Annotated in this window: 19 protein-coding genes; 4 read left to right on the plus strand and 15 right to left on the minus strand. The window is 67.7% G+C overall.

Translation table 11 applies throughout. The annotated features are described in order from the left end of the window. Nucleotides 1-95: 95 nt before the first annotated feature. From galK to ACWDXS_RS09995, 3 genes are all read left to right on the plus strand, one after another. Nucleotides 96-1,202 carry a galactokinase gene (galK, locus tag ACWDXS_RS09985; RefSeq protein WP_449964134.1) on the plus strand — a complete coding sequence of 369 codons (1,107 nt, stop codon included), beginning with the start codon at nucleotides 96-98 and terminating at the stop codon, nucleotides 1,200-1,202. 154 nt (nucleotides 1,203-1,356) lie between these two features. Then, complete coding sequence (locus ACWDXS_RS09990; protein WP_449964137.1) at nucleotides 1,357-3,075, plus strand: sodium:solute symporter family protein; 1,719 nt, start codon at nucleotides 1,357-1,359, stop codon at nucleotides 3,073-3,075. Nucleotides 3,076-3,087: 12 nt separating this feature from the next. Next, nucleotides 3,088-3,336 (plus strand): hypothetical protein, encoded by a 249-nt coding sequence (locus tag ACWDXS_RS09995; RefSeq protein WP_378991363.1) that lies wholly within the window; start codon nucleotides 3,088-3,090, stop codon nucleotides 3,334-3,336. A gap of 102 nt (nucleotides 3,337-3,438) precedes the next feature. Here ACWDXS_RS09995 and ACWDXS_RS10000 read toward each other — a convergent pair whose 3' ends face one another. The 11 genes from ACWDXS_RS10000 to ACWDXS_RS10050 all read right to left on the minus strand — a co-directional run bounded on the left by ACWDXS_RS10000 (nucleotide 3,439) and on the right by ACWDXS_RS10050 (nucleotide 14,517). Continuing rightward, on the minus strand, nucleotides 3,439-5,022 hold the full coding sequence (locus ACWDXS_RS10000) for an alkaline phosphatase D family protein (protein WP_449964141.1): 1,584 nt from the start codon (nucleotides 5,020-5,022) through the stop codon (nucleotides 3,439-3,441). A gap of 70 nt (nucleotides 5,023-5,092) precedes the next feature. Next, nucleotides 5,093-5,425 carry a hypothetical protein gene (locus tag ACWDXS_RS10005; protein WP_378632903.1) on the minus strand — a complete coding sequence of 111 codons (333 nt, stop codon included), beginning with the start codon at nucleotides 5,423-5,425 and terminating at the stop codon, nucleotides 5,093-5,095. A 65-nt stretch (nucleotides 5,426-5,490) separates the two neighbouring features. Continuing rightward, complete coding sequence (locus ACWDXS_RS10010; RefSeq protein WP_449964144.1) at nucleotides 5,491-6,951, minus strand: PepSY-associated TM helix domain-containing protein; 1,461 nt, start codon at nucleotides 6,949-6,951, stop codon at nucleotides 5,491-5,493. A gap of 295 nt (nucleotides 6,952-7,246) precedes the next feature. Continuing rightward, complete coding sequence (locus tag ACWDXS_RS10015) at nucleotides 7,247-7,807, minus strand: hypothetical protein (protein ID WP_449964147.1); 561 nt, start codon at nucleotides 7,805-7,807, stop codon at nucleotides 7,247-7,249. A 66-nt stretch (nucleotides 7,808-7,873) separates the two neighbouring features. Then, nucleotides 7,874-9,532 (minus strand): acyl-CoA synthetase, encoded by a 1,659-nt coding sequence (locus tag ACWDXS_RS10020; RefSeq protein WP_378991368.1) that lies wholly within the window; start codon nucleotides 9,530-9,532, stop codon nucleotides 7,874-7,876. Between the two features lie 126 nt (nucleotides 9,533-9,658). After that, the gene (locus tag ACWDXS_RS10025) at nucleotides 9,659-11,287 is read right to left on the minus strand and encodes an acyl-CoA synthetase (protein ID WP_378991369.1); all 1,629 of its coding nucleotides are present in this window, start codon (nucleotides 11,285-11,287) and stop codon (nucleotides 9,659-9,661) included. A gap of 101 nt (nucleotides 11,288-11,388) precedes the next feature. Next, complete coding sequence (locus tag ACWDXS_RS10030) at nucleotides 11,389-11,883, minus strand: ArsR/SmtB family transcription factor (protein ID WP_101468527.1); 495 nt, start codon at nucleotides 11,881-11,883, stop codon at nucleotides 11,389-11,391. A 98-nt stretch (nucleotides 11,884-11,981) separates the two neighbouring features. Beyond that, nucleotides 11,982-12,614 carry a hypothetical protein gene (locus ACWDXS_RS10035; RefSeq protein WP_449964153.1) on the minus strand — a complete coding sequence of 211 codons (633 nt, stop codon included), beginning with the start codon at nucleotides 12,612-12,614 and terminating at the stop codon, nucleotides 11,982-11,984. Between the two features lie 165 nt (nucleotides 12,615-12,779). Further along, the gene (locus ACWDXS_RS10040; protein ID WP_378632914.1) at nucleotides 12,780-13,157 is read right to left on the minus strand and encodes a PIN domain-containing protein; all 378 of its coding nucleotides are present in this window, start codon (nucleotides 13,155-13,157) and stop codon (nucleotides 12,780-12,782) included. Further along, nucleotides 13,154-13,456, minus strand: a complete 303-nt coding sequence (locus ACWDXS_RS10045; protein WP_266292300.1) for a type II toxin-antitoxin system Phd/YefM family antitoxin — start codon at nucleotides 13,454-13,456, stop codon at nucleotides 13,154-13,156. The genes ACWDXS_RS10040 and ACWDXS_RS10045 overlap by 4 nt, the downstream gene beginning before the upstream one ends. Before the next feature lie 77 nt (nucleotides 13,457-13,533). Further along, entirely contained in the window at nucleotides 13,534-14,517 is a 984-nt protein-coding gene (locus ACWDXS_RS10050; protein ID WP_378991371.1) for an AurF N-oxygenase family protein, read from the minus strand. 222 nt (nucleotides 14,518-14,739) lie between these two features. Here ACWDXS_RS10050 and ACWDXS_RS10055 point away from each other — a divergent pair, with 222 nt between their 5' ends. Next, nucleotides 14,740-15,702: a DUF5996 family protein gene (locus ACWDXS_RS10055; protein WP_379317904.1), complete on the plus strand. Its 963-nt coding sequence runs from the start codon at nucleotides 14,740-14,742 to the stop codon at nucleotides 15,700-15,702. 22 nt (nucleotides 15,703-15,724) lie between these two features. On the opposite strand, the gene ACWDXS_RS10060 is transcribed toward ACWDXS_RS10055, so the two are convergent. From ACWDXS_RS10060 to ACWDXS_RS10075, 4 genes are all read right to left on the minus strand, one after another. Continuing rightward, nucleotides 15,725-16,738 carry a TIGR03617 family F420-dependent LLM class oxidoreductase gene (locus ACWDXS_RS10060; RefSeq protein ID WP_378991373.1) on the minus strand — a complete coding sequence of 338 codons (1,014 nt, stop codon included), beginning with the start codon at nucleotides 16,736-16,738 and terminating at the stop codon, nucleotides 15,725-15,727. A gap of 184 nt (nucleotides 16,739-16,922) precedes the next feature. Then, a complete protein-coding gene (locus ACWDXS_RS10065; protein WP_378651825.1) occupies nucleotides 16,923-18,137 on the minus strand; it encodes an acyl-CoA dehydrogenase family protein in 1,215 nt (404 codons plus the stop codon). Between the two features lie 30 nt (nucleotides 18,138-18,167). Then, nucleotides 18,168-19,565, minus strand: a complete 1,398-nt coding sequence (locus tag ACWDXS_RS10070; RefSeq protein ID WP_378651822.1) for an acyl-CoA dehydrogenase family protein — start codon at nucleotides 19,563-19,565, stop codon at nucleotides 18,168-18,170. A 283-nt stretch (nucleotides 19,566-19,848) separates the two neighbouring features. Next, a complete protein-coding gene (locus ACWDXS_RS10075; RefSeq protein ID WP_449964162.1) occupies nucleotides 19,849-20,610 on the minus strand; it encodes an alpha/beta fold hydrolase in 762 nt (253 codons plus the stop codon). Between the last annotated feature and the right edge of the window lie 3 nt (nucleotides 20,611-20,613).

Consider the following 20,613-nt stretch of genomic DNA (forward strand, 5'->3'; position numbering starts at 1 on the left):
CATTGCCGCATACCGATTCGGCACCCGGTGCTCGACAGTTGCCCGCCGCGGTGTTCGGTGATGACATCGTCGCAGGAAGCGGAAGGGAAGTACGGGTGGAGAAGTGGATCGCGCCGGGCCGGGTGAACCTCATCGGCGAGCACACCGACTACAACGACGGGTTCGTCTTGCCGATCGCCCTGCCGCTCGGCGTCGTCTGCGCGGCCGGACCGCGCGGTGACGGGCTGGTGCGGCTCACCTCGGCGCAGCGGCCCGGTGAGGTCGTCGAGGTGGGCGTAGATGCTCTTGCGGCACAACGGGATCGGCTGCCCGGTTGGGCCCGCTATCCGCTCGGCGTCGTCAACGAATTCATCCGCGGTGGTCATCGCGTCAGCGGGGTGGACCTCGAACTCGACGGTGCGGTGCCGATCGGCGCGGGCCTGTCCTCGTCGGCGGCCCTGTGCTGCGCGGTGACGATCGCGCTGCGCGACCTGTTCGCGCCCGCGCTCACCGATCGGCGCATGGTCGAGATCGCCAGGGCGGCGGAGAACAGCTTCGCCGGAGTGCCGACGGGCCTGCTCGACCAGTCCGCCTCGATCCTGTGTACCGAGGGCCACGCCCTGTTCCTCGACATCCGCGCCTTCACCGCCTCGGAATCGGCTGCCGCCGAGCAGATTCCGTTCGATCTCGCCGCTGCCGGGCTGGCGTTGATCGTCGCCGACACCGGCCACCCGCACGATCTGGCAGACGGCGGATATGCCGAGCGGAGAGCCCAGTGCGAAGCCGCCGCCGCCGCGCTGAAGCTGTCCGCCCTGCGCGATGCCACCTCCGAAGACCTGCCACGCTTACAGGATCGAGTGCTGCGGCGTCGCGCGCGGCACGTGGTCACCGAGAACGCGCGGGTGCTCGCGGTCGTCGACCGGCTGCGCGCCGGTGCGGACCCGCGGTCGATCGGTGCGCTGCTCACGGCCTCGCACCACTCGCTGCGCGAGGACTTCGAGGTTTCCGCACCCGCGCTGGATCTCGCGGTCGACGCGGCACTCGACGCGGGCGCACACGGTGCGCGCATGGTCGGCGGTGGCTTCGGCGGCAGCATCATCGCCCTGGTCGAGCACGCCGACCGGGTGGCCGAGAACATCATGAACCGGTTCGCTACCACTGGGTTCGCCCCGCCCCGCGTCTTCGCCGTCGAGCCTGCCGCGGGTGCGCGCAGACTGGAGTGAACAGTTGTCCATTTTGTTCTGTGCGATTTCGCTGTGCGGCGCAGGACGGGCGCGCACAGTGGGAAGCACCCGAAACAGTTCGACGGACGACGCGACCCGCGCCGTGTGAACGACGCTCGTGTGCCGTCCGGCTCCAGGTCAGGAGGGACACGCTGTGCCGCTTGCCTTTTCGCCCGCCACCCTAGAAGCCTCGTCGACACTGCGGCTCGACGCCGCCCCCGTCGACTACGCGCTGGTCGCCCTGTACTTCGTCTTCGTCCTCGGCATCGGCCTCATCGCCCGGCGCCGGGTGTCGTCGAGTATCGACTTCTTCCTGTCGGGGCGCTCGCTGCCCGCGTGGGTCACCGGTCTCGCGTTCATCTCCGCCAATCTCGGCGCGGTGGAGATCATGGGCATGTCGGCCAACGGTGCCCAATACGGCTTCCCCACCTTCAACTACTTCTGGATCGGCGCCGTGCCCGCGATGCTGTTCCTCGGTGTGGTGATGATGCCGTTCTACTACGGCTCCAAGGTGCGGTCGGTGCCGGAATTCATGCGCAGGCGCTTCGGTACCGGCGCGCACCTGGTGAACGCGTTGAGCTTCGCGGTGGCCCAGGTGCTGATCGCGGGGGTGAACCTCTATCTGCTCGGCACCATCGTGAATGTGCTGCTGGGCTGGCCGCTGTGGATCTCGGTGGTCGTGGCCGCGGTGATCGTGCTGTCCTACGTCACCCTCGGCGGGCTCTCGGCCGCGATCTACAACGAGGTGCTGCAGTTCTTCGTGATCGTGGCCGCACTGCTGCCGCTGACCCTGGTCGGCCTGCACCGTGTCGGCGGCTGGGACGGCTTGCAGGACAAGGTGTCCGGCTCACCGGGTGGCGCCGACCAGTTGCAGACCTGGCCGGGCAACGCGATGAGCGGATTCACCGACAACTTCGCCTCGATCATCGGCATCGTGTTCGGTCTGGGATTCGTTCTCTCCTTCGGGTATTGGACAACCAACTTCGTAGAAGTGCAGCGTGCCTTGGCCACTCACTCGATCTCGGCCGCGCAGCGCACCCCCATCATCGGCGCCTATCCGAAGATGTTCATCCCGCTGATCGTGGTGATCCCCGGCATGATCAGCGCGGTCCTGGTGCCACAGATGATCGAGTACAAGCAGCAGGTCACCGCGAATCCCGATTTCGAGGGCGATGTCACCTACAACCAGGCGCTGTTGTTCTTGATGAAAGAGGTGCTGCCGAACGGCCTTCTCGGTGTCGGGCTCGCGGGTCTGCTGGCGGCGTTCATGGCCGGAATGGCGGCCAATGTCTCGGCGTTCAACACCGTGTTCAGCTTCGATCTGTGGCAGCAGTACGTCCGTAAGGGTCGTCCCGACGGGTACTACCTGAAGGTCGGCAGGTTGGCCACGGTCGGTGCGACGGTGGCGGCGATCTTCACCGCGTTCATCGCGGGCGGGTTCAGCAACATGATGGACTACCTGCAGACCCTGTTCAGTTTCTTCAACGCACCGCTGTTCGCGACGTTCATCCTCGGCATGCTGTGGAAGCGGATGTCGCCGACCGCGGGCTGGGTCGGCCTGGTCAGTGGCACGCTCGCCGCCGTGTTCGTGTTCCTGCTCAACGAGACCGGGGTGACGAACCTGTCCGGGCAGGGCGCCAGCTTCGTCGCCGCGGGCGCCGCGTTCGTGGTCGACATCGCCGTCAGCGTCGCGGTCACCCTGGTGACCAGGCCGAAGCCGCCCGCCGAACTGGTCGGCCTGGTGTATTCCGAGACACCGAAGGCGATGCGCACCGACGCCGATGCCGACTCGCTGCCCTGGTACCAGCGGCCGACCCTGCTCGCCGGGATCGCCCTCGTACTGGTGATCGCCCTCAACATCATCGTCGGATAAGGAGTCAGCACCATGCTTTTCGATATCCGCACCATTGTCGGTGCGCTGCTCGGCAGCTACGGCGTCGTCCTGGTGATCACCTCGCTGGTGCAGGACAGCGCGGCCCAGGAGGTCAAGACCGGCGGGATCGATGTGAATCTCTGGGCGGGGCTCGGCATGATCGGGTTCGCCGTCGTGTTCATCGGCTGGGCGCTGCTACGCCCGGTCCAGGTCCCCGAGGGTGCGGCGATGACGATGGAGGAATTCACCCCGGATCCGTGACGCGTGCGCGCCCGGGTCGGTGTGCGGGCGCGGGTAGCGTCGAGGCTATGGCGACCACGATGCGCGCGTTGCTGACCGGTGCCGCCGAAGGGAAAACTGTCCTCAGGCTGACCTGACCGCGCCGGGGATCCCGTCCTCGACAACGAAACTCGCCCGCGTGCTGATCGGGGCACCCGGACGGCTCACGTAGGGGATCACGCGGAAGTCGTTGCGCCACTGGCGATGGTCGAGGTCGACGCGAACATAGCCGCGTTGCCGGTTGTAGAACTTCAGGTCCGGGTTGGCGGCCAGCAGCGTACGACCCGCGTCGGTGAGATCCGCGCCGTCGCTGCCGGTGCTGATCGATGTGCCAGTGAATTCCGTTGCCACGACCGGTGATTCGGGATCGGCGTAGTCGCGGCGTAGGTCGGCGACGTAGTTCTCGTGGCGGTCGCCGGTGATCACGACCAGGTTGTCGACCGCGTGGTCGGTGGCTGCGGCCAGCACCGTATTGCGGTCTGCGACATAGCCGTCCCAGGCATCGGTGCCGAGCAGCAGGTCGGGGCCGGGGTCGTAATCGGACTGGGCCATGGCGACCTGATTGCCGAGCACCTGCCAGCGGGCGGGCGAGGTGGCGAAGCCGTCGACGAGCCAGTCACGTTGGGCCGCACCGAGAATCGTGCGGTCGGTGGCGAAGCGGTCGGCGCATCCGACGACCGCCGAGCCGTCACCGCACGCCTGCTGGGTGCGGTACTGCCTGGTGTCGATCATGGTGAATTCGGCGAGATCGCCGAACCGGTAGCGGCGGTGCAGGTGCATCGACGGGCCTGCGGGCAGCTGCGCCAAGCGCATCGGCTGATGCTCGTACATGGCCTGGAACGCAGCGGCCTTGCGGCGGCGGAACAGCGGTGCGAGGCGGTACACGTCGAAGCCGAGGCCGGGACTGTCACCGGCCCAGTTGTTGTCGAGCTCGTGATCGTCGAGGGTGACCAGCCAGGGGAACGCCGAGTGCGCGGCCTGGAGCGGCGCTTCGCCTTTGGCCTGGGCATAGCGCAGTCGGTAGCCCGCCAGATCCACTGCCTCGCCGGCGAGTTGCGGCGGCAGGTGCGCACCGTGGCGGGCCAGCACCCAGGAGGATTCGTAGATGTAGTCGCCGAGATGCACGACGAGGTCGAGATCTTCGGCGCTGAGGTGTTCGTAGGCGGTGTAGTACCCCGAACTCCACGACTGGCACGACGCGAAGGCGAACCGGAGCCGCGCGGTCGGGCTGTCGAGCGCGGGCGCGGTGCGGGTGCGCCCGACCGGCGAGATCGCCGAACCGGCCCGGAACCGGTAGTAGTACCACCGATCCGGCGCCAGCCCGGCGACCTCGGGATGCACACTGTGCCCGAGCTCGCGGGTCGCCACCGCTGAGCCGGTGACCACGACTTTCGTGAATCGTTCGTCCTCGGCGACCTCGTAGTCGACGGTCACCGGGGCGACCGTCATCCCGCCGTACCCGTCGGGTGCGAGCGGATCGGGGGCGAGTCGCGTCCACAGCACCACTCCGTCCGGGGTCGGTTCGCCGGACGCGACCCCGAGCGAGAACGGTTCGCCGAGCCGCCGTGGCGCGGCGAACCGCGCACTGCTCACCGCGGATACCCCCACGACAGCGGCGATCGAACCGCCGATGCCGCCGTGCAGGAGTTGTCGGCGAGACAGCGTCATCCGCTGATCCTTTCACCGCGGATCCGAACCAGCCACCGATCGTGTCGGGTTCGGCGTCGCGATGCGGGTGTCAGAGCCGGAAGATCCGCGAGCCGACGGCCCACCCCGCGCTGGACCAGTTCGGACCGAAGCACGCCACGGTGCCCGCCTGGCCGACCGGCAGGTCCTGGCGGATCGTGTACGGCCCGACGGCGAAGGGCGCGATGTTGTAGCCGATGCAGTCGACCTCGAGCCGGTAGGTGCCCTCGCCGCCGTAACACCCACCATTGAACGCCCACGGGCCGTTCATCGACCCCTGGCAGCCGGGATCAGCGGCGGCCGTCCCCGCGGCGACACCGGTCAAGGCGACCGCGATGGCCGGAGCGGCCAAGCACATCGCTACTGCGCGAGCTGAGGTTCTCATGGGCAAGCTCCGATCATCGAGGGTCATGGGTTACATGGGATGTTTCCTCGATAGTTAGCCATGCGTTACACCGTGTCCGCGCGAGCGGCCAGGCCCAATGCGACATCGATGAGCAGGAAAACGATCAAGCTCACGCCGATGAGCGGGAGGAACCAGCCGACGGCGACCGCCGCGCCGACCAGCGGAACGGTGATCCACGGCGACGTGCGGCGCAGCACCCCACGCCGTGGCGGGACGGGCAGAGCAGTCCTGCGGGTGGGTCGACGCTGCCACCACATGCGGTAACCGAGCACGATCACGGTGACGAGGCCGACCATGATCGCGAGCAGCAACAGCTGGTTGACCAGGCCGAACAGCAGACCCATGTGGAAGGCGATGCCCCAGTTGGTGAGCTTGGCCATCAGCGGCCAGTCGGCGAACGCCAGCCGGTCGGTGACCGTGCCGGTCGCGCCGTCGACGGCGAGCGAGTCGACGGTGTAGGTGCCGGGCAGGCGCAGTTCCTTGATGCCGAACGCCTTCTCCGGTGTCGCCGGGATGGCGATTTCGGCGCCCTGGGTGATGCCCTCGGCACGAGCGACCTCGTAGATGCGATCGAGTTGCGCGATCCGCGCCGAGGCGTCGACCGGGGCCGGGCCGGTCTGCCCCCCGCTGTGGTGGTCGCCGCCCGAGGACTGGGCGGGACCGGCGGTGCCCGGCAGTTTCACACTCACCGCGGGGGTGGTCCAGCTGAGTTCTTCGCGCAGCGTCGTGACGTTCTCACCGGCATAGGTGGACCACGTCATGCCGGTGGCCGAGAGCAGCAGCACCACGGGCAGGATCCAGACGCCGATCGCACCGTGCCAGTTCATCTTTCGACGCCTGGTCTGGGACAGATCCGGCTTGAGCAGCCACTGCGCCGACCTGCGGTCGCGCCGCTTGCGCACCCGGTGCACCCACAGCACCAGCCCGAACAGCGCGATCACCCACAGCCACGACGCGGCCAGCTCGCTGTAGAGCCTGCCGGGCTCGCCCAGGTGCAGGCTGCGATGGAACTCGCTGAGCCAGGTGCGCAGTGGCAGCGCGCCACCACTTCCATAGACCACGGACTCGCCGACCGGCTGGGCGGTGTGCGGGTCGACGAACACCGACAGCCGCTCGGAGTCGCCGAGCGCCGGATCGTTGAACAGCACGCGCGTGGTGTCACCCTCGTTCGGGGCGGGGGCGACCGCGACCAGAGCCAGGTCGGGGCGCGCCGCGACCGCCGCGCCGACCTGGGCGGACAGGGCCTGGTCGGGCCCGGTGGTGTCGACCTGCAGCAGATCGCGCGAGACGAACCCTTCGATCGTCGGCGCGATCGCGTACAGCGCGCCGGTGAGCGCGGCGATCAGGATGAACGGGGCGACGAAGAACCCCGCGTAGAAGTGCAGGCGCAGGGCCAGCGGAGACAGGCGTAAGCCCCGGCGTGCGCCGGAACGTGGACTGTCACCGGCGATCGGTGGTGCCGAGGGGGAGTTCTCCTCGGCCGGACGAGTGTCCGTGATGCTCATGCTGATTCATTTCTGGAGTACTGGAACCCGGTGCGCGCGGACAAGGCACGGCTCGGCACCCGCATCGACGACGGCGCGCGAAGGCCGTCGACCTGGTGCGGCGTGGAGCCTGCCGATCGCTGGGCGCGGTCTTCGTCCGAGCGGAGCCGGACGAACACGGCCGACCGGAGCCGGACGTCGAGCACCACGCTCACGTCGAGAGAACGGGTGACGTCAGCGTCGGGAGGCGACAACGAGGCGCGTGTTCGACACGGGGACAGCGCACGACGAGCCCGTGCACCGGGTGAGGGAAAGGTCAGAAAGGAACAGCGAGCGGGGGAGCGCGGGTTCGCAGCGACGACGTGGCGAAGATTCGCAGGATGACGCGGTCGCGGTGGGCCAGCCGCAACGGCGCCGGGTCGGGGATGCGGGGAGTGCGGTAGCGCAGCGGCAGGATGCGCGCCAGCACAGCGCCGCCGACCCGGTAGGCGGCCTCGGCGCCGACGATGACGACGGCCGTGAGCAGCGCGGCGACGGTGTGGGCGGTGAGCATGCCGAGTCCGAGCGAATCGTCAGCCGAGTGCGAGTGCCCCGACCAGCTCATCGTGGTGTGGCCGACCAGCTGACCACCCAGCAGCACCGCCGCCAAACCCAGCGCACCGTGACGCAGTGGTCCGATCCCGGCGACCAGTGCGCCGACAACCGCCGAGGCCGCCGCCAGCAACACGATCGCGGTGCTGCCCGGCAGCGCCCCACCGGCGGCCAGCCCGTGCGCGGCCAACGACAGCGCGCCCGACATCGAGCCCGCGCAGGCGCCACGCAGCCGCGCGCCGACCGCACGCGACGGCGCGGACGCCTGCTCGAACCCGATGATCACGCGCTGATGATAGTCGACGGACGAGGCCCGCTCGGCGGCAATAGAGCGGGCTACGTCCAGCCGTTCTCAGTCGGACTCGACCGGCATCTCGATCAGCGGCTTGCGCAGCAGCTTGCCCGTCGCGTTGCGCGGCAGCTCGTCGACGAAGATCACCTCGCGCGGCACCTTGTAGCGGGCCAGGTTCTCGCGGACGTATTCCTTGATCTCCTTGGCGTCGCGCTTGGACTCCGGGCCGGGCACCACGATCGCGCGCAGCCGTTTGCCGTAGTCGTGGTCGTCGACGCCGACCACCGCGGCCTCGAACACATCGGCGCGGCCCGCGATGAGGTTCTCCACCTCCAGCGGGAAGACGTTCTCGCCGCCGGAGACGATCATGTCGTCGTCGCGGCCGTCGATGTAGAGCAGACCGTCGGCATCGAAATGGCCGACGTCGCCGCTCGACATCATGCCGTCGACCATTTCCTTGGTCCGGCCGTCGGTGTAACCGGTGAACGCGAACCCGTTGTCCACGAAGATCGTTCCGGTGACATTCGGCGCGGTGATCGGCTTGCGGTTCTCGTCGAGCAGCACGATCCGGATGCCGACCGGTGCCTTGCCCGCCGTGGTCGGCGCCTTGCGCAGATCTTCCGGGGTGGCCACGGTCATCACCGCGCATTCGGTGGAGCCGTAGAGGTTGTAGAGCGAGTCGCCGAAGTAGTCGAGGGTGCGGGTCACCACGTCGGGGGCGATCGCCGAGCCCGCGGCGAAGATGACCTTCATCGTCGACGGGTCGTACTTCGCCAGCACCTGCTCGTCCAGATCGAGGATGCGCTGCAGCATCGTCGGCACCACGACCAGCGAATCCGCCTGGTACTTCACCACATTGGCGAGCGTCTGCTCCGGGTCGAACCGGCGCTGCTGGAAGATGACCCGGTTTCCCAGGGCGAGCCCGAGGGTGAACTGCGACAGGCCGGTGCCGTGGAAGATCGGCGCCGCCATGATCATGGTGCCGTTGTTGGGCAGCGGCACCCGATCCACGAACTGCGCCGACGCGAACGGGCTCACCTTGTCGCGCGGTGCGCCCTTGGGGGTGCCGGTGGTGCCGCTGGTCAGGATCACCATGCCGCCGGGCTTGCTCGGCGCGGTGATCGCGGCGGTCGAACGATCCGCCGACAGCGAGGCCACGGTCGGGATCGACGGGTCGGCCCCGTGCGCTTCGTCGACCCAGGTGAGCACCCGCGGGATCTCGGTGGGGATGGCGCTCATCAGGTCGAGGAACTCGCTGTCGTGCAGCACCGCCTTGACCTTCTCGCGGGCGGCGACATCAGCGAACTGCGGCTTGGCGAACCCGGTGTTCATCAGCACCGCGCGCACACCGAGCTTGCCCGCCGCGAGCAGGCTCAACACCATGCCGCGATGGTCACGGGCCAGCACCGCGATCACGTCGCCCTCGCTGATCCCACTGGCGCGCAGGCCGCGGGCGAAGGCGTTGGACTGTGCGTCGAGTTCGCCGAAGGTGATCTCGCCCAGCTCGTCGACGATCGCGCCCGCCTGCGGCCTGCTCTGCGCGGCGTGCATGACGACGCCGGCGAACGGGCCGAACTTCGAGACATTGCGGAACGAACGAGCAGCGTGGTCGAGGCGCAGCGGATTGAACAGCTTGCGATCGACCATGACCTTGACGCCGAGCGCGAAGTCACCGGCACGTCGGGCGGTAGTACCTAGCGCGGGCAGAGACAGAGACATCGAACAGCCTTCCGGCAGACCGAGCCCACGCAGAACCGCAGGCCGGACCGCGTCTTCGAGATCCAGTGCTGTCGCTAACACTAGCAAGCGATCCGGCCGCGCTGTCTACTCCGTAGTAGCCAGGGCCTATCCCTGTGAGACCTCATAGTCGATGAGGGTGCGGCGCACGATCTTGCCGGTGGCGTTGCGGGGCAGTTCGTCGAGGAAGATCACCTCGCGCGGCACCTTGAACCTGGCCAGATTCGCCTTGACGTGCGCCTGGAGTTCGGCGGCGTCGAGGGTGTGACCTTCTTCCAGGACGACGAAGGCGCGCAGGCGTTTTCCGAACTCCGGATCGTCGACGCCGATCACCGCCACGTCGAAGATCTCGGGCCGCTCGACCAGCAGGTTCTCGACTTCCTGCGGGTACACGTTCTCGCCGCCGGAGACGATCATGTCGTCATCGCGGCCGTCGACCATGAGCAGCCCGGTGTCGGTGAAATGGCCCATGTCGCCGCTGGACATGAAGCCGTCGATGATCTGCTTGTGCCTGCCGTCGGTGTAGCCCTCGAACGGCGCGCCACTGCGCACGAAGATCCGGCCACGCGCGCCCGGCGTCTTGACCTGCTGATCCTCGTCGTCGTAGAGGCGGACCTCGCAGGTGATCGGCGAACGGCCGACCGTGCCCGGCGCTTCCGCCAGCTCGGCCGGGTTCGCGATGGTCGCGATGGCGACCTCGGTCGACCCGTAGAGGTTGTAGAGCACCGGTCCGAAGGCCTCGGTGGCCTTGATGCACAGCTCCGGGGTGAGCGCGGAGCCGGCGAAGAGGATGACCTTCAGTGAGGACAGGTCGTATTTCGCGCGGACGTCGGCGGGCAGCTCGGTCATCCGGTGCAGCATCGTCGGCACGCACACCAGCATCTCGACCTTGTGCTCGGCGATCGCGGCGAGGGTGGCCTCGGCATCGAATCGGCGGCGCATGACGATCTTGTTCGACAGGATCGTGTTGACCAGCCAGGTGCCCAGGCCCGTGCTGTGGAAGATCGGCGACACGATCATCGCTGTACCGCGCTTCGGGAACGGTACGCGGTCGACGAACTGCGCGGTCGCCATCGGCGTGACCTTGGTGCGCGGTGCGCCCTTGGGCAGGCCGGTGGTGCCACTGGTGAGGATGATGAAGCCGCCCGGCTTGCTCGGCGCGGGCAGATCCTCGGTGGAGTTGTTCGCGACGAGGTCGTCGAATGTCGTGGCGCCCGCCGGGAGTTCGGTGCCTTCGTCGACCCAGGTGAGGTAGCGCGGCAGGTCGGCGGGCAGTGCGTCGAGCAGGCCGAGGAACTCGCTGTCGTGCAGCACCGCGCGCACGTTCTCGCGTTCGCAGACCTCCGCGAACTGTGGTTTGGCGAAGCCGGTGTTCATCAGCGCGATGCGCGCGCCCAGCTTGCCCGCCGCGATCATCGACATGATCAGGCCGCGGTGATCGCGGGCCAGCACGGCGATGACCGTGCCCTCGCCGATGCCCGCTTCGCGTAACCCGCGGGCGATGGCGGTGGACTGCTCGTCGAGCTCGCGATAGGTCAGCTCACCGCGCTCATCCACGAGGGCCACCTGGGCGGGGGCGACGCGGGCCGAATGGCGCACGAGGGTGGCCTGCGGGCCGTAGATCTTGGATTCCTTCATCGTCCGCAGGGTCTCGAGCGGTGTTTTGGGATCGGAGACTCCGCGCGCGCGCAGTACACCGATCGCCTTCACGCTTTCGAGCAGATGTGACAGGTTCACTCGACTACCTCCGCAGCTTGGATCACTCGACGCTCACCGTAGCAGTCGATGTGCTGTGCATCACAGTAGTCTAACCGGGCATTTGGGACATCTCCACAAGATCAGCGCTGGGCCGCCGCCAGCACCGCGAGGAGCGGGACAAGCCTGCCTTCCGGCACCTCGAAACGGCCCAATCCCGCGGTCTGCAACCAGCCGACGGCGGCCAGCTGGCGCAAGTGCTGGTAGATCTCGGGTGAGGTGCCCAGTTCCGCGATGGCGGCGAGATCGGCGGCGGTTCTGCGCCCGTAGACGATTTCCTGAAGTAGTCGCAGCCGGACCGGATCAGCCAGCGCGGCAAGGCAATTGGCAGCTTCGATGGTCCAGACATCACCGACTATGGCATCGGTGGGGTACTGGGCCTGCCAATCGAAGCGCTCACCGGTGGGCAGTTGCAACGCGCCCGCCAGCAGCACCCCGCCGGTGCGTTTCCCGGCATCGGCGAATTCCTGCCGCAGGCGCGCCACCGCCCACGGCAGTTGCGCGTGCTCGGGCTGCGCGCTCTCCAGCGCGGCAACACGGCGTTCCAGTTCTTCGAGTCGGTCGACCAGATCCTCCACGCCGGTCAACCTACGCCACACCGAAGCTGTTGCGCTGCTTCATCGAAACGACAGCGCACCCCGGATCCGGTGGACCCGGGGTGCGCAGTGGACGAACGTCAGCGCGTGACAGCACCGAACGAGGGCTGCTGGATGGTGCCGAGCTGGTAAGCGAACCCGTCCGGGTGCGCCTCGTCGACCGGTACCGGCCAGCGGTGCCACAGGTTGCCGTACACCGCCGCCACGACCAGCCCGGCGCCGGTGTTCAGCGCCGCGGTGCGGATGGTGGTGTCGACCGGCACGTCCTGGTGTTCGTTCAGGACCGCGGTGCCGCTCTGCCCGCTGGACAGATTCAGCCACATGACCTCGAGCTTGGCGTTGCCCTGGTTGGGCGAGATGGTGCCGGGCCCGCCGAAGAAGCCGAGGCGGAAGCCGTCGATATCGAGGGCGATGCCGGAGCCGTACACCCCGGACCCGCCGCCGTTCTGGCCGATATCGGAGGTCGCCGGGATCTGGAACGGCTGTGCAGGCAGCGCGACATCGACCGTGCCGTCGGCGGCGAGCTTGTCGAGGGCGGCGAGTGCGCCCGGATTGTTCGCCACCGACGTGCGCAGCTGCGAAACGGCCGCGGCCACATCGACAGTCTGTGTCGTCGGTTCCGCGACCGCGGGGCTCGCGAAGACGATGGCGACGGCGGCCGAGGTGGCGGCTACCGCGGTGGTGAAGCGACGTATGAAACTCAGATGATGCATAACCAGCTCTCCTCGAGTGTTCCTGGTACTGCTTTCCCTGGTAATTCGTCCGCTGTGCGGGTCGGTTGGGCTATCAGCCGCCGACCACCTGTGCACGGTACCGACAGCCGATGTGGGATCTGTCACTACCCCGGGGAAAGCCGAGTTCAGGACCTCGAAGGTCGGTTACGGCATGTTCGCGATCTCCACTTTGTAGCCGCGATAGAGCTCGGGTTTGGCGGTGAGGACCGGCATGTCCAGATTCTGCGCGGTGAACACCACGGGCGCGATCAGTGGCCAGTCGAGATGGTCGTCGACGATCGGCACCGTGGTGCCGATGCGGATCGCGGTCGGGGCGTCGAGTTCGGCCCAGCGCACGGCGACGCGATTGTCGAGCAGGCGCCCGAGTTCATCGATGTTGTCCACGGCGCGCATCGCGGCCATCAGACTCACGGTGGGCACCACCAGGATTCGGCGCTGCTGGGTGAACTGGCGCATGATCACCTGCCCGAACAGCGGCGACAGGGCCAGCGAGGTGAGCGCGGTGTGGTCGGCGACGCTCACTGGCGGCTGTCCAGCGCGCCCATCAGCTTGCTCAGTTTGGCTTCCGCCTCGGCGATGTCTTCCGCCGAATGCTGGGTGATCCTGGCGTCGAGCTTGCCCAGGATCTGCTCCCGCAGGTCATCGTTGAAGTACGCGGGGGGCAGTGCCCCGTGCCGCAACACCTCAGCGGGTACCACCGCGACCAATTCTTTCCCCTCCCGCGTCACGATCACGGGCCGTCCGCTCGCGGACACCCCGTCGAAAACACTACCCAGCTGACCACGTAACTCGGTCAGCGGCACACTGTCGTAATCGGCCATAGTCAACTGTACATCGCTGTGTACAGTTGACTATGGCCGAACGGTGTTCCGGTGGGACGTCGTGCTCACCTGATCGCTCAGGCGACCTTGCGGGCCGGTTCGCTGCGGTAGCGGGTCACCGGGCCGTCGATGCCGAGTAGGCGCCAGGTCAGCTTGGCGACCGGGTTCATCAGACCGCTGTTGGTGGCGAGGGCACGCACATCGCCGAAGATATTGCGCATCGTGGTCTGCGATTCCTCGCTGCCCCAGTAGGCGTCGCGCATGACCTCCGCCGGAATGTCGAACTTCTCGACGAATTCCTTGGGCGGGGTCATGATCATGTCGAGCATCACCCGCATGGCGATCGGGAAGGCCACGGAGAGCACCGATTTCGTGATCGGGTTCATGCCGGGCACGTTGCGGCGCAGGTATTCGTGGGCGAAGGAGATGTGCCGGGCTTCCTCGGCCACGTGGATCTGCATCACCCGCTGCACCATCGGGTGCAGATCGACGCCGGCGCGCAGCAGCGACTTCTGCAGGTGATCGATCGGCTCCTCGCCGCCGAGGATCATCGTGAAGAACAGTTCGGGGAAGTACTTCACCGCGGGCCAGATGGCCATCGTCAGCTTGCGATCGATGGTGCCCATGCCGATCACATCGCGGTAGCCGATGCGGTTGATCATCTCCTGGAACATCATCGTGTGGTTGCACTCTTCGGCAGCCTCGTGGGTGATGTACCGGAATTCCGGGTCGCCGTTGGGGACCGACACCAGGTACTGCATCAGCCCGCGGATCAGCAGCTGCTCGAAATCCAGGCCCACCTTGGCGATGCCGGCCTGGCGCCACATGCCGATGGCGATCTGCTTCTCGATCGGCTGGGCCTTGTACCAGGGGTGACGGCCCAGCGGGTCCTCTTCGGGCATGATCCAGCGCGGGTCGTCGCTGTGCACGGCGAACTCGGGGGATTCCCAGTCGATGTCGACGTAGGGGTCGAAGTGCCGGTTGACCGAACCTTCGGACAGGTTGCGCAGGATCTCGTGGTACTCGGGATCGGTGGCGGTGTTCTTGATTGTCGACAGCATCAGCGGTGTCTCCTTCGGTGTGGCGCGACTCCTACGTTATATGAGACTCAGAGTCCCACACAACCCCTCTGATGGTCGGATTCGTCCTTGCGGCGCGATCTACCAGCGCCGACGTACGATGAAACGTCGCAGGACACGCCGAACGGTTGACCAATCAGCCAGCGCACCTGGCTGTGAACGGGCGGGCCCACGGGGTCGCGCACCGAGAGAGCGAGGATCCCGATGGCACGTTCGACTCCCGCCAAGGCCGTATGGCCGGCCCTACGCGTCGACTCCTGGTCCGACACGCGCGACACCCTGCACATGTGGTCACAGATCATCGGCAAGCTGACAATGGCGGGCACTCCGCTGGTGAACCACTGGTGGAATATCACGTTCGCGGTCAGCGCGCGCGGGATGACGACCGGTGCGATTTCCGTCGACGGCCGCCTGCTCGACATCGAATTCGACTTCGTCGACCACGAACTCGTCCTGCGCAGCAGCGACGCCCGCCGCGCCACGATCGCCCTGCGACCGCGCACGGTCGCCGACTTCTACGCCGAACTCGGCCATGTGCTCGGCCGGCTGGACATCGTGGTCGATATCGAAGCCTCACCCAACGAGGTCGACCCGGCCATCCCCTTCGCCGAGGACACCACCCACCACTCCTATGACGCCGACGCCGTCCACCTGTTCTGGCAACAGCTCGTCCAGATCGAGCGAGTATTCCAGCTCTGGCGCGCCGGTTTCGCCGGGAAATCCAGTCCGGTGCAATTCTTCTGGGGTTCCTTCGACCTGGCCTGCACCCGCTTCTCCGGCCGCCCCGCGCCCCTGCACCCCGGCGGTGCCCCCAACTGCGCCGATTGGGTGATGGAGGAGGCCTACTCCCGCGAATGCGCGAGCGCGGGCTTCTGGCCCGGTGGCGCCGAAGGCACCTTCTACGCCTATTCCTACCCGGCTCCGGACGGTTACTCCGCTCGTCCCGCGGGCCCCGACGGCGCCCAGTGGGACACCACCCTCGGCGAATTCGTCCTCCCGTACGACGTGGTCCGCAATTCCCCCGACCCCGACGCCACCCTGCTGCACTTCCTCGACACCACCTACGCTTCCGCGGCCGACCTGGCCCACTGGGATCGACCGCTGCTCGACGTCGATCCCCACCGCCTCGATCGCCGACTCCACGTCGACGACACGACGGCGCTCTGACCCGTCGACATCCTGCGCGACATCACATCTCCCGCAACAGCTCTGTCAGCAGCGCGGGGTCGACCCGATAGGGCGTGTTGAACCCGAGCCGTTCGACGATTCCGTCGTAGCGCTCGTGCAGTTGCGCCGCCGCGCGGGCGGGGTCGGTGGCTGTGATCGCGACGGCATCGAGGAAATCGTCGTCGACGAGGTCGGCCATCCGATCCCATTCCCCGTTCTTGGACATCGCTTTCAGGCGGGGTCCGAGTTCGGCCCGATCGTGCAACTGGAGAATCGGCCAGTAGGCCGGTGTCGATCCGTAGAACGCCAGCTGCTTTCGGACGGCCTGCCTGGCCGCGGCGAGCTCGCTCGCGGATCTGCCTGTCGCGACCATCGCCGAATGGTGGATCACGATGTCGTCCACGGGTTTCCGTGCGCGCGCCGCGCCGTGCGCCAGGGCGGGCAGGGTCACCTCGCGCAGAAATCTCGGCGTGCAGAACGGGTGCGACATGAATCCGTCGGCGACCTCGCCCGCCACCGCGGTCATGCCCGGGCCCACCCCCGCGAGATAGATCGGCGGCGGTCCGAACCCGGCCACCTCGTCGGCCGCGGGGCGAAACAGTGGCGGCATCAGGGTGTGCTGATAGAACTCGCCCTGGTAATCGAGCCGCCCGCCCTGCTCCCAACTCGCCCAGATGGCACGCACCGCCAGCACCATGTCGCGCATCCGGTCGGCCGGTCGGCTCCACGGCATCGAGTAGCGCCGGGTGATGTGCGCGCGGATCTGGCTCCCGAGACCGAGTACGAACCGGCCACGGGAGAAGGCCTGCAGATCCCAGGCGATGGTGGCGAGCAACAGCGGATTGCGGGCGAACGCCACCGCGATCGAGGTACCGAGCTCGACCCGCTCGGTGTGCTCGGCGGCGAGCAACAGCGGCAGAAACGGGTCGTGCGCGCCTTCGAACGTCCAGATGCCCGCGTACCCCGCGGCCTCCGCGGCGGCGGCATCCTTGCCCATCGTGGCGAGCCCGCCGGTCAGCGTGGTGTCGATCTTCAAGACGCGCGTCCCATCACCGTCGTGTGCAATCCAGCGATGTTCGTGACAGCGCGGAACAATTCGACCATCACCGTAACGCCGCGCAGAACCCATCCGGGCCGATCCGGCAAACGCCGGCCTCCTCCCGGAGACGAAAATCCGGTGCGAGTCGGACGACTCGCACCGGATTTCGTTGTCTACCAGCTCACTTCAGCTCGGAGCTGGTCTTTCCGAGCACGCGGCGAGCCACGATCAGCTGCTGGATCTGCTGGGTGCCTTCGAAGATGTCCAAGATCTTCGAGTCGCGGGCCCACTTCTCGAGCAGGGTGCGCTGGGAGTAGCCGATGGTGCCGGCCAGCTCCACTGCCTTGAGGGTGACGTCGGTGCCGGTGCGGCCCGCCTTGGCCTTGGACATCGAGGCCTCGAGGGAGTTCGGCTTCTTGTTGTCGGCCATCCAGGCGGCGCGCAGGGAGAGCAGGTAGGCCGATTCGTAGTCGGCTTCCATGCGCAGGAACTCGGCGGCCGCCGCGGACTGGTTCATCGCGGGGGTGTCGTAGGAGATCTCGACACCCGCCTCGGTGAGGACGGTACGCAGTTCCTCGAGCGCGGCGCGGGTGACGCCCACGGCCATGGCCGCCACGAGGGGGCGGGTGTTGTCGAAGGTCTGCATGACCCCGGCAAAGCCCTTCTCCACGTTGACTTCCGGCGAACCGAGGATGTTGTCGGCGGGGATGCGGCAGTCCTGCAGCAGCAGCACCGCGGTGTCGGAGGCCTTGATGCCGAGCTTGTGCTCGAGCCGCGCCACCGACAGACCCGGAGCGTCGCGCGGGACGACGAAGGACTTGATCGCGGCGCGACCCAGGCTCTTGTCGACCGAGGCCCACACCACGATGTGGGTGGCGCGCTCACCGCAGGTGACGAAGATCTTCTCGCCGTTGAGGACCCACTCGTCACCGTCGAGGGTGGCGGTGGTGGTGACGGCGGCGGAGTCGGAACCGAAGGACGGCTCGGTGATCGCCATCGCGGCCCACACCTTGCCGAAACGCGAGAGCTGCTCGTCGGTCGCGACGGCGGCGATCGCGGCGTTGCCCAGTCCCTGGTAGGGGATGGTGAGCATCAGGCCGACATCGCCCCACGAGGTCTCGAGGGCGTTGAGCAGCGCGGACATGTTGCCGCCGTTGGCATTCGCGGTCAGGTCCGCGGCGGCCTCGTCGTTACGGCCGCCCGCGGCGCCACCGATCTTCTGGGTGCCGGAGTCGGCGAGCCCTTCGATCATGGCGGCCATCGTGTCGAGCTCGACCGGGTACTCGTGCTCGGCGAGGTCGTACTTGCGGGAAATGGGACGGAAGATCTGCGAGGCGACCTGGTGGGCCTGGTTGGCGCTCGCCTTCAGCTTCTTGGGGAGTTCGAGATTGATCATGAGGGGGCTCCTGGAAGGTGAGAAACGGGCCTAGACCAGCACGATGCCTTCGGCGACACCGACGGAACGAAGGTCGCGGTACCACCGCTCGACCGGGTGTTCCTTGGTGAAGCCGTGGCCGCCGAGCAGCTGCACGCCGTCCAGGCCGATCTGCATGCCCTTGTCGGTGGCCAGCTTGCGCGCCAGCGCCGCCTCACGGGCGAACGACAGGCCCTGCTCGGCGCGCGAAGCACCACGCAGGGTGACCAGGCGCAGGCCGTCGAGCTCGATCGCCATGTTGGCGACCATGAAGGCCACCGCCTGGCGGTGCGAGATCGGCTCGCCGAACGCCTCACGCTCGTTCACGTACGGGATCACGTAGTCGAGCACGGCCTGGCCGGTGCCGATGGCCAGCGAGGCCCAACCCAGGCGGGCGAGCTGCACCGCGTCGCCGTACTCGGCGGCACGGGTCTTGGCGTCGCTGTCGCCGAGGACGGCGTCGGCGCCGACGGCCACGTTGTCCAGGATCAGCCGGCCCAGGCCCGCGGCGCGCAGACCCATGCTCGGGTCGGCTTCCACCGACAGCCCGGCGGTGTCGGACTCGACGATGAACAGCGCGGGGCGCCCGTCGAGCTCGGCGGCCACGATGAACAGTTCCGCGTCGGCCGCGGCCGGGACCAGGCTCTTCACACCGTTGAGCTTGTAGCCGCTGGGGGAGCGCACGGCCTTGGTCTGCAGCGCGAACGGGTCGAACAGGGCGCGCGGCTCGTTGATCACCACGGACGCCTGCGGCACACTCTCGCCGGTGAAGGCGGGCAGGTAGGTCTGCTGCTGGGCGTCGGTGCCCCACTGCGACAGTGCGACGGTGACACCGCTCGGCGCCAGGATCGGCAGCGCCAGGCCCATGTCGCCGTGCGCCAGCGCCTCGGCGACCAGGGAGTTGGTGACGGCGCCGCGCTCGGAGGCCGCGCCTTCCAGCTCCTCGGGCACGTTGATCAGGGTGATGCCGAGTTCGGCGGCGCGCTCGAGCAGGTCGCGCGGGGCCTTGGCGGCATTGTCGGCGTCGTAGGCCGCGGGACGCAGGATCTCGCCCGCGAAATCACGCACCGTCTCGACGATCATCTGCTGCTCGTCGGACGGGGTGAGATCGAAGTAGTCCTTGGTCTTGGACTCGTTGTCGACCAGACGCTTGGGCTCACCGCCGCCCGCGACCTTGGCGAACGTACGAGTGGCCGCGCCCAGGGTGCGGAACCCGGTCTTGGTGCCCTCGTAGGTGACGCGCTCGATCGGCTTGCGCAGGTTGTACTTGCCCGCGAGCTCCGACCCGGTAATGGTCGTCAAAGCGCGCATCGCGGCGCCCATCCAGTCCCGTTTGGGCTGGCTGAGGCCGACCGCGGACGTGTCGTTCGGACGTCGCTTCGTCGCGCTGTCTCGAGTGCTCATCATCACCTGATTTCCTCGGCTGTCGGGGTGCCTTCGACCCCACCATCTTACTCTTCGGTAAGTCTATCTTACTCCAGAGTAAGATGTGTGCCGACCCAAAGTGGGATTGCCGACCTTCGCCACGCTGGTCGGCGACTGGACTGGTCTTACCCCGATCAGCCGCCGTTGTCGCCGTTTCTGGCCAGACTCATGGCTGCGGTCGATCCTGATTCGTTATGTGTCATGAGACTGCACGCCATCGCCGCGGCTACGTTTCGTCGTGGTGGGCCCGGGTGATGGCAGGGGAGTGCTACAGCCCGTGGCGGTCGAGGAATTCGGTCAGCAGTTTGCGCCACTCGTCGGGGCGCTCGACCATCACCACGTGGCCTGCCTCGATCTCGGTGTAGTCGGCGCCGGGAATCGCCGCGGCCAGCGCCCGCGAGTTCGCGGGATCGACCAGCAGGTCGGCGGTGGTGGCCACGACCAGGGTGGGCACCGCGACGGCGGCCAGGTCGGGGGTGGTGTCGACCGACTCGACCAGCGCCGCCTGTTGCCGGGTGCCGCCGGGAATCGAGGCGGCCGTCTGGCGAACGATGTCGTCGATCGCGGCCACGGGCAGCGTGCTGACGAACCCGGTGGAGAAACCGGTGAGCACGACGAGACGGGCGAAGGATTCGTGGTCGCCTCGATCCAGGAGGTCCTGCCAGAACCGCACGATGAGCTGGGCGCGACTGTCGGGGGCGGCCAGGCCGGCCGTCAGCAGGAGGCCGGTGACGCGGTCGGGGTGGCGGGTGGCGGCGCGCACGGCCACCGCGGTGCCGAGGGAGAATCCGATGATGGTGAAGGTCTCGACGCCCGCGTCGACGGCGGCCGACACGAGCGCGTCGGCGAGGTCGTCGAGGTTCAAGGGGGTGTCGTCGCCCGGATAGTCCGAGGCGACCACGGTGTGACCGTCGGCGAGCGCCGGAATCACGGTGCCGAAGTTGCTCTCGATCCCGCCGCCCGCGCCGTGCGCGAGGACGATGCCGGGGCCGGAGCCATGGACGGTGGTGTGCAGGGGAATCGTGGTCATGGC

The sequence above is a fragment of the Nocardia sp. NPDC003183 genome (genome assembly GCF_053590715.1).

Coding starts and splice junctions, on each gene's coding strand:
- ACWDXS_RS09995 (WP_378991363.1), top strand. CDS start 3,088: ATGCTTTTCGATATCCGCACCATTGTCGGTGCGCTGCTCGGCAGCTAC.
- ACWDXS_RS10000 (WP_449964141.1), bottom strand. CDS start 5,022: ATGACGCTGTCTCGCCGACAACTCCTGCACGGCGGCATCGGCGGTTCG.
- ACWDXS_RS10005 (WP_378632903.1), bottom strand. CDS start 5,425: ATGAGAACCTCAGCTCGCGCAGTAGCGATGTGCTTGGCCGCTCCGGCC.
- ACWDXS_RS10010 (WP_449964144.1), bottom strand. CDS start 6,951: ATGAGCATCACGGACACTCGTCCGGCCGAGGAGAACTCCCCCTCGGCA.
- ACWDXS_RS10020 (WP_378991368.1), bottom strand. CDS start 9,532: ATGTCTCTGTCTCTGCCCGCGCTAGGTACTACCGCCCGACGTGCCGGT.
- ACWDXS_RS10035 (WP_449964153.1), bottom strand. CDS start 12,614: ATGCATCATCTGAGTTTCATACGTCGCTTCACCACCGCGGTAGCCGCC.
- ACWDXS_RS10045 (WP_266292300.1), bottom strand. CDS start 13,456: ATGGCCGATTACGACAGTGTGCCGCTGACCGAGTTACGTGGTCAGCTG.
- ACWDXS_RS10050 (WP_378991371.1), bottom strand. CDS start 14,517: ATGCTGTCGACAATCAAGAACACCGCCACCGATCCCGAGTACCACGAG.
- ACWDXS_RS10055 (WP_379317904.1), top strand. CDS start 14,740: ATGGCACGTTCGACTCCCGCCAAGGCCGTATGGCCGGCCCTACGCGTC.
- ACWDXS_RS10065 (WP_378651825.1), bottom strand. CDS start 18,137: ATGATCAATCTCGAACTCCCCAAGAAGCTGAAGGCGAGCGCCAACCAG.
- ACWDXS_RS10075 (WP_449964162.1), bottom strand. CDS start 20,610: ATGACCACGATTCCCCTGCACACCACCGTCCATGGCTCCGGCCCCGGC.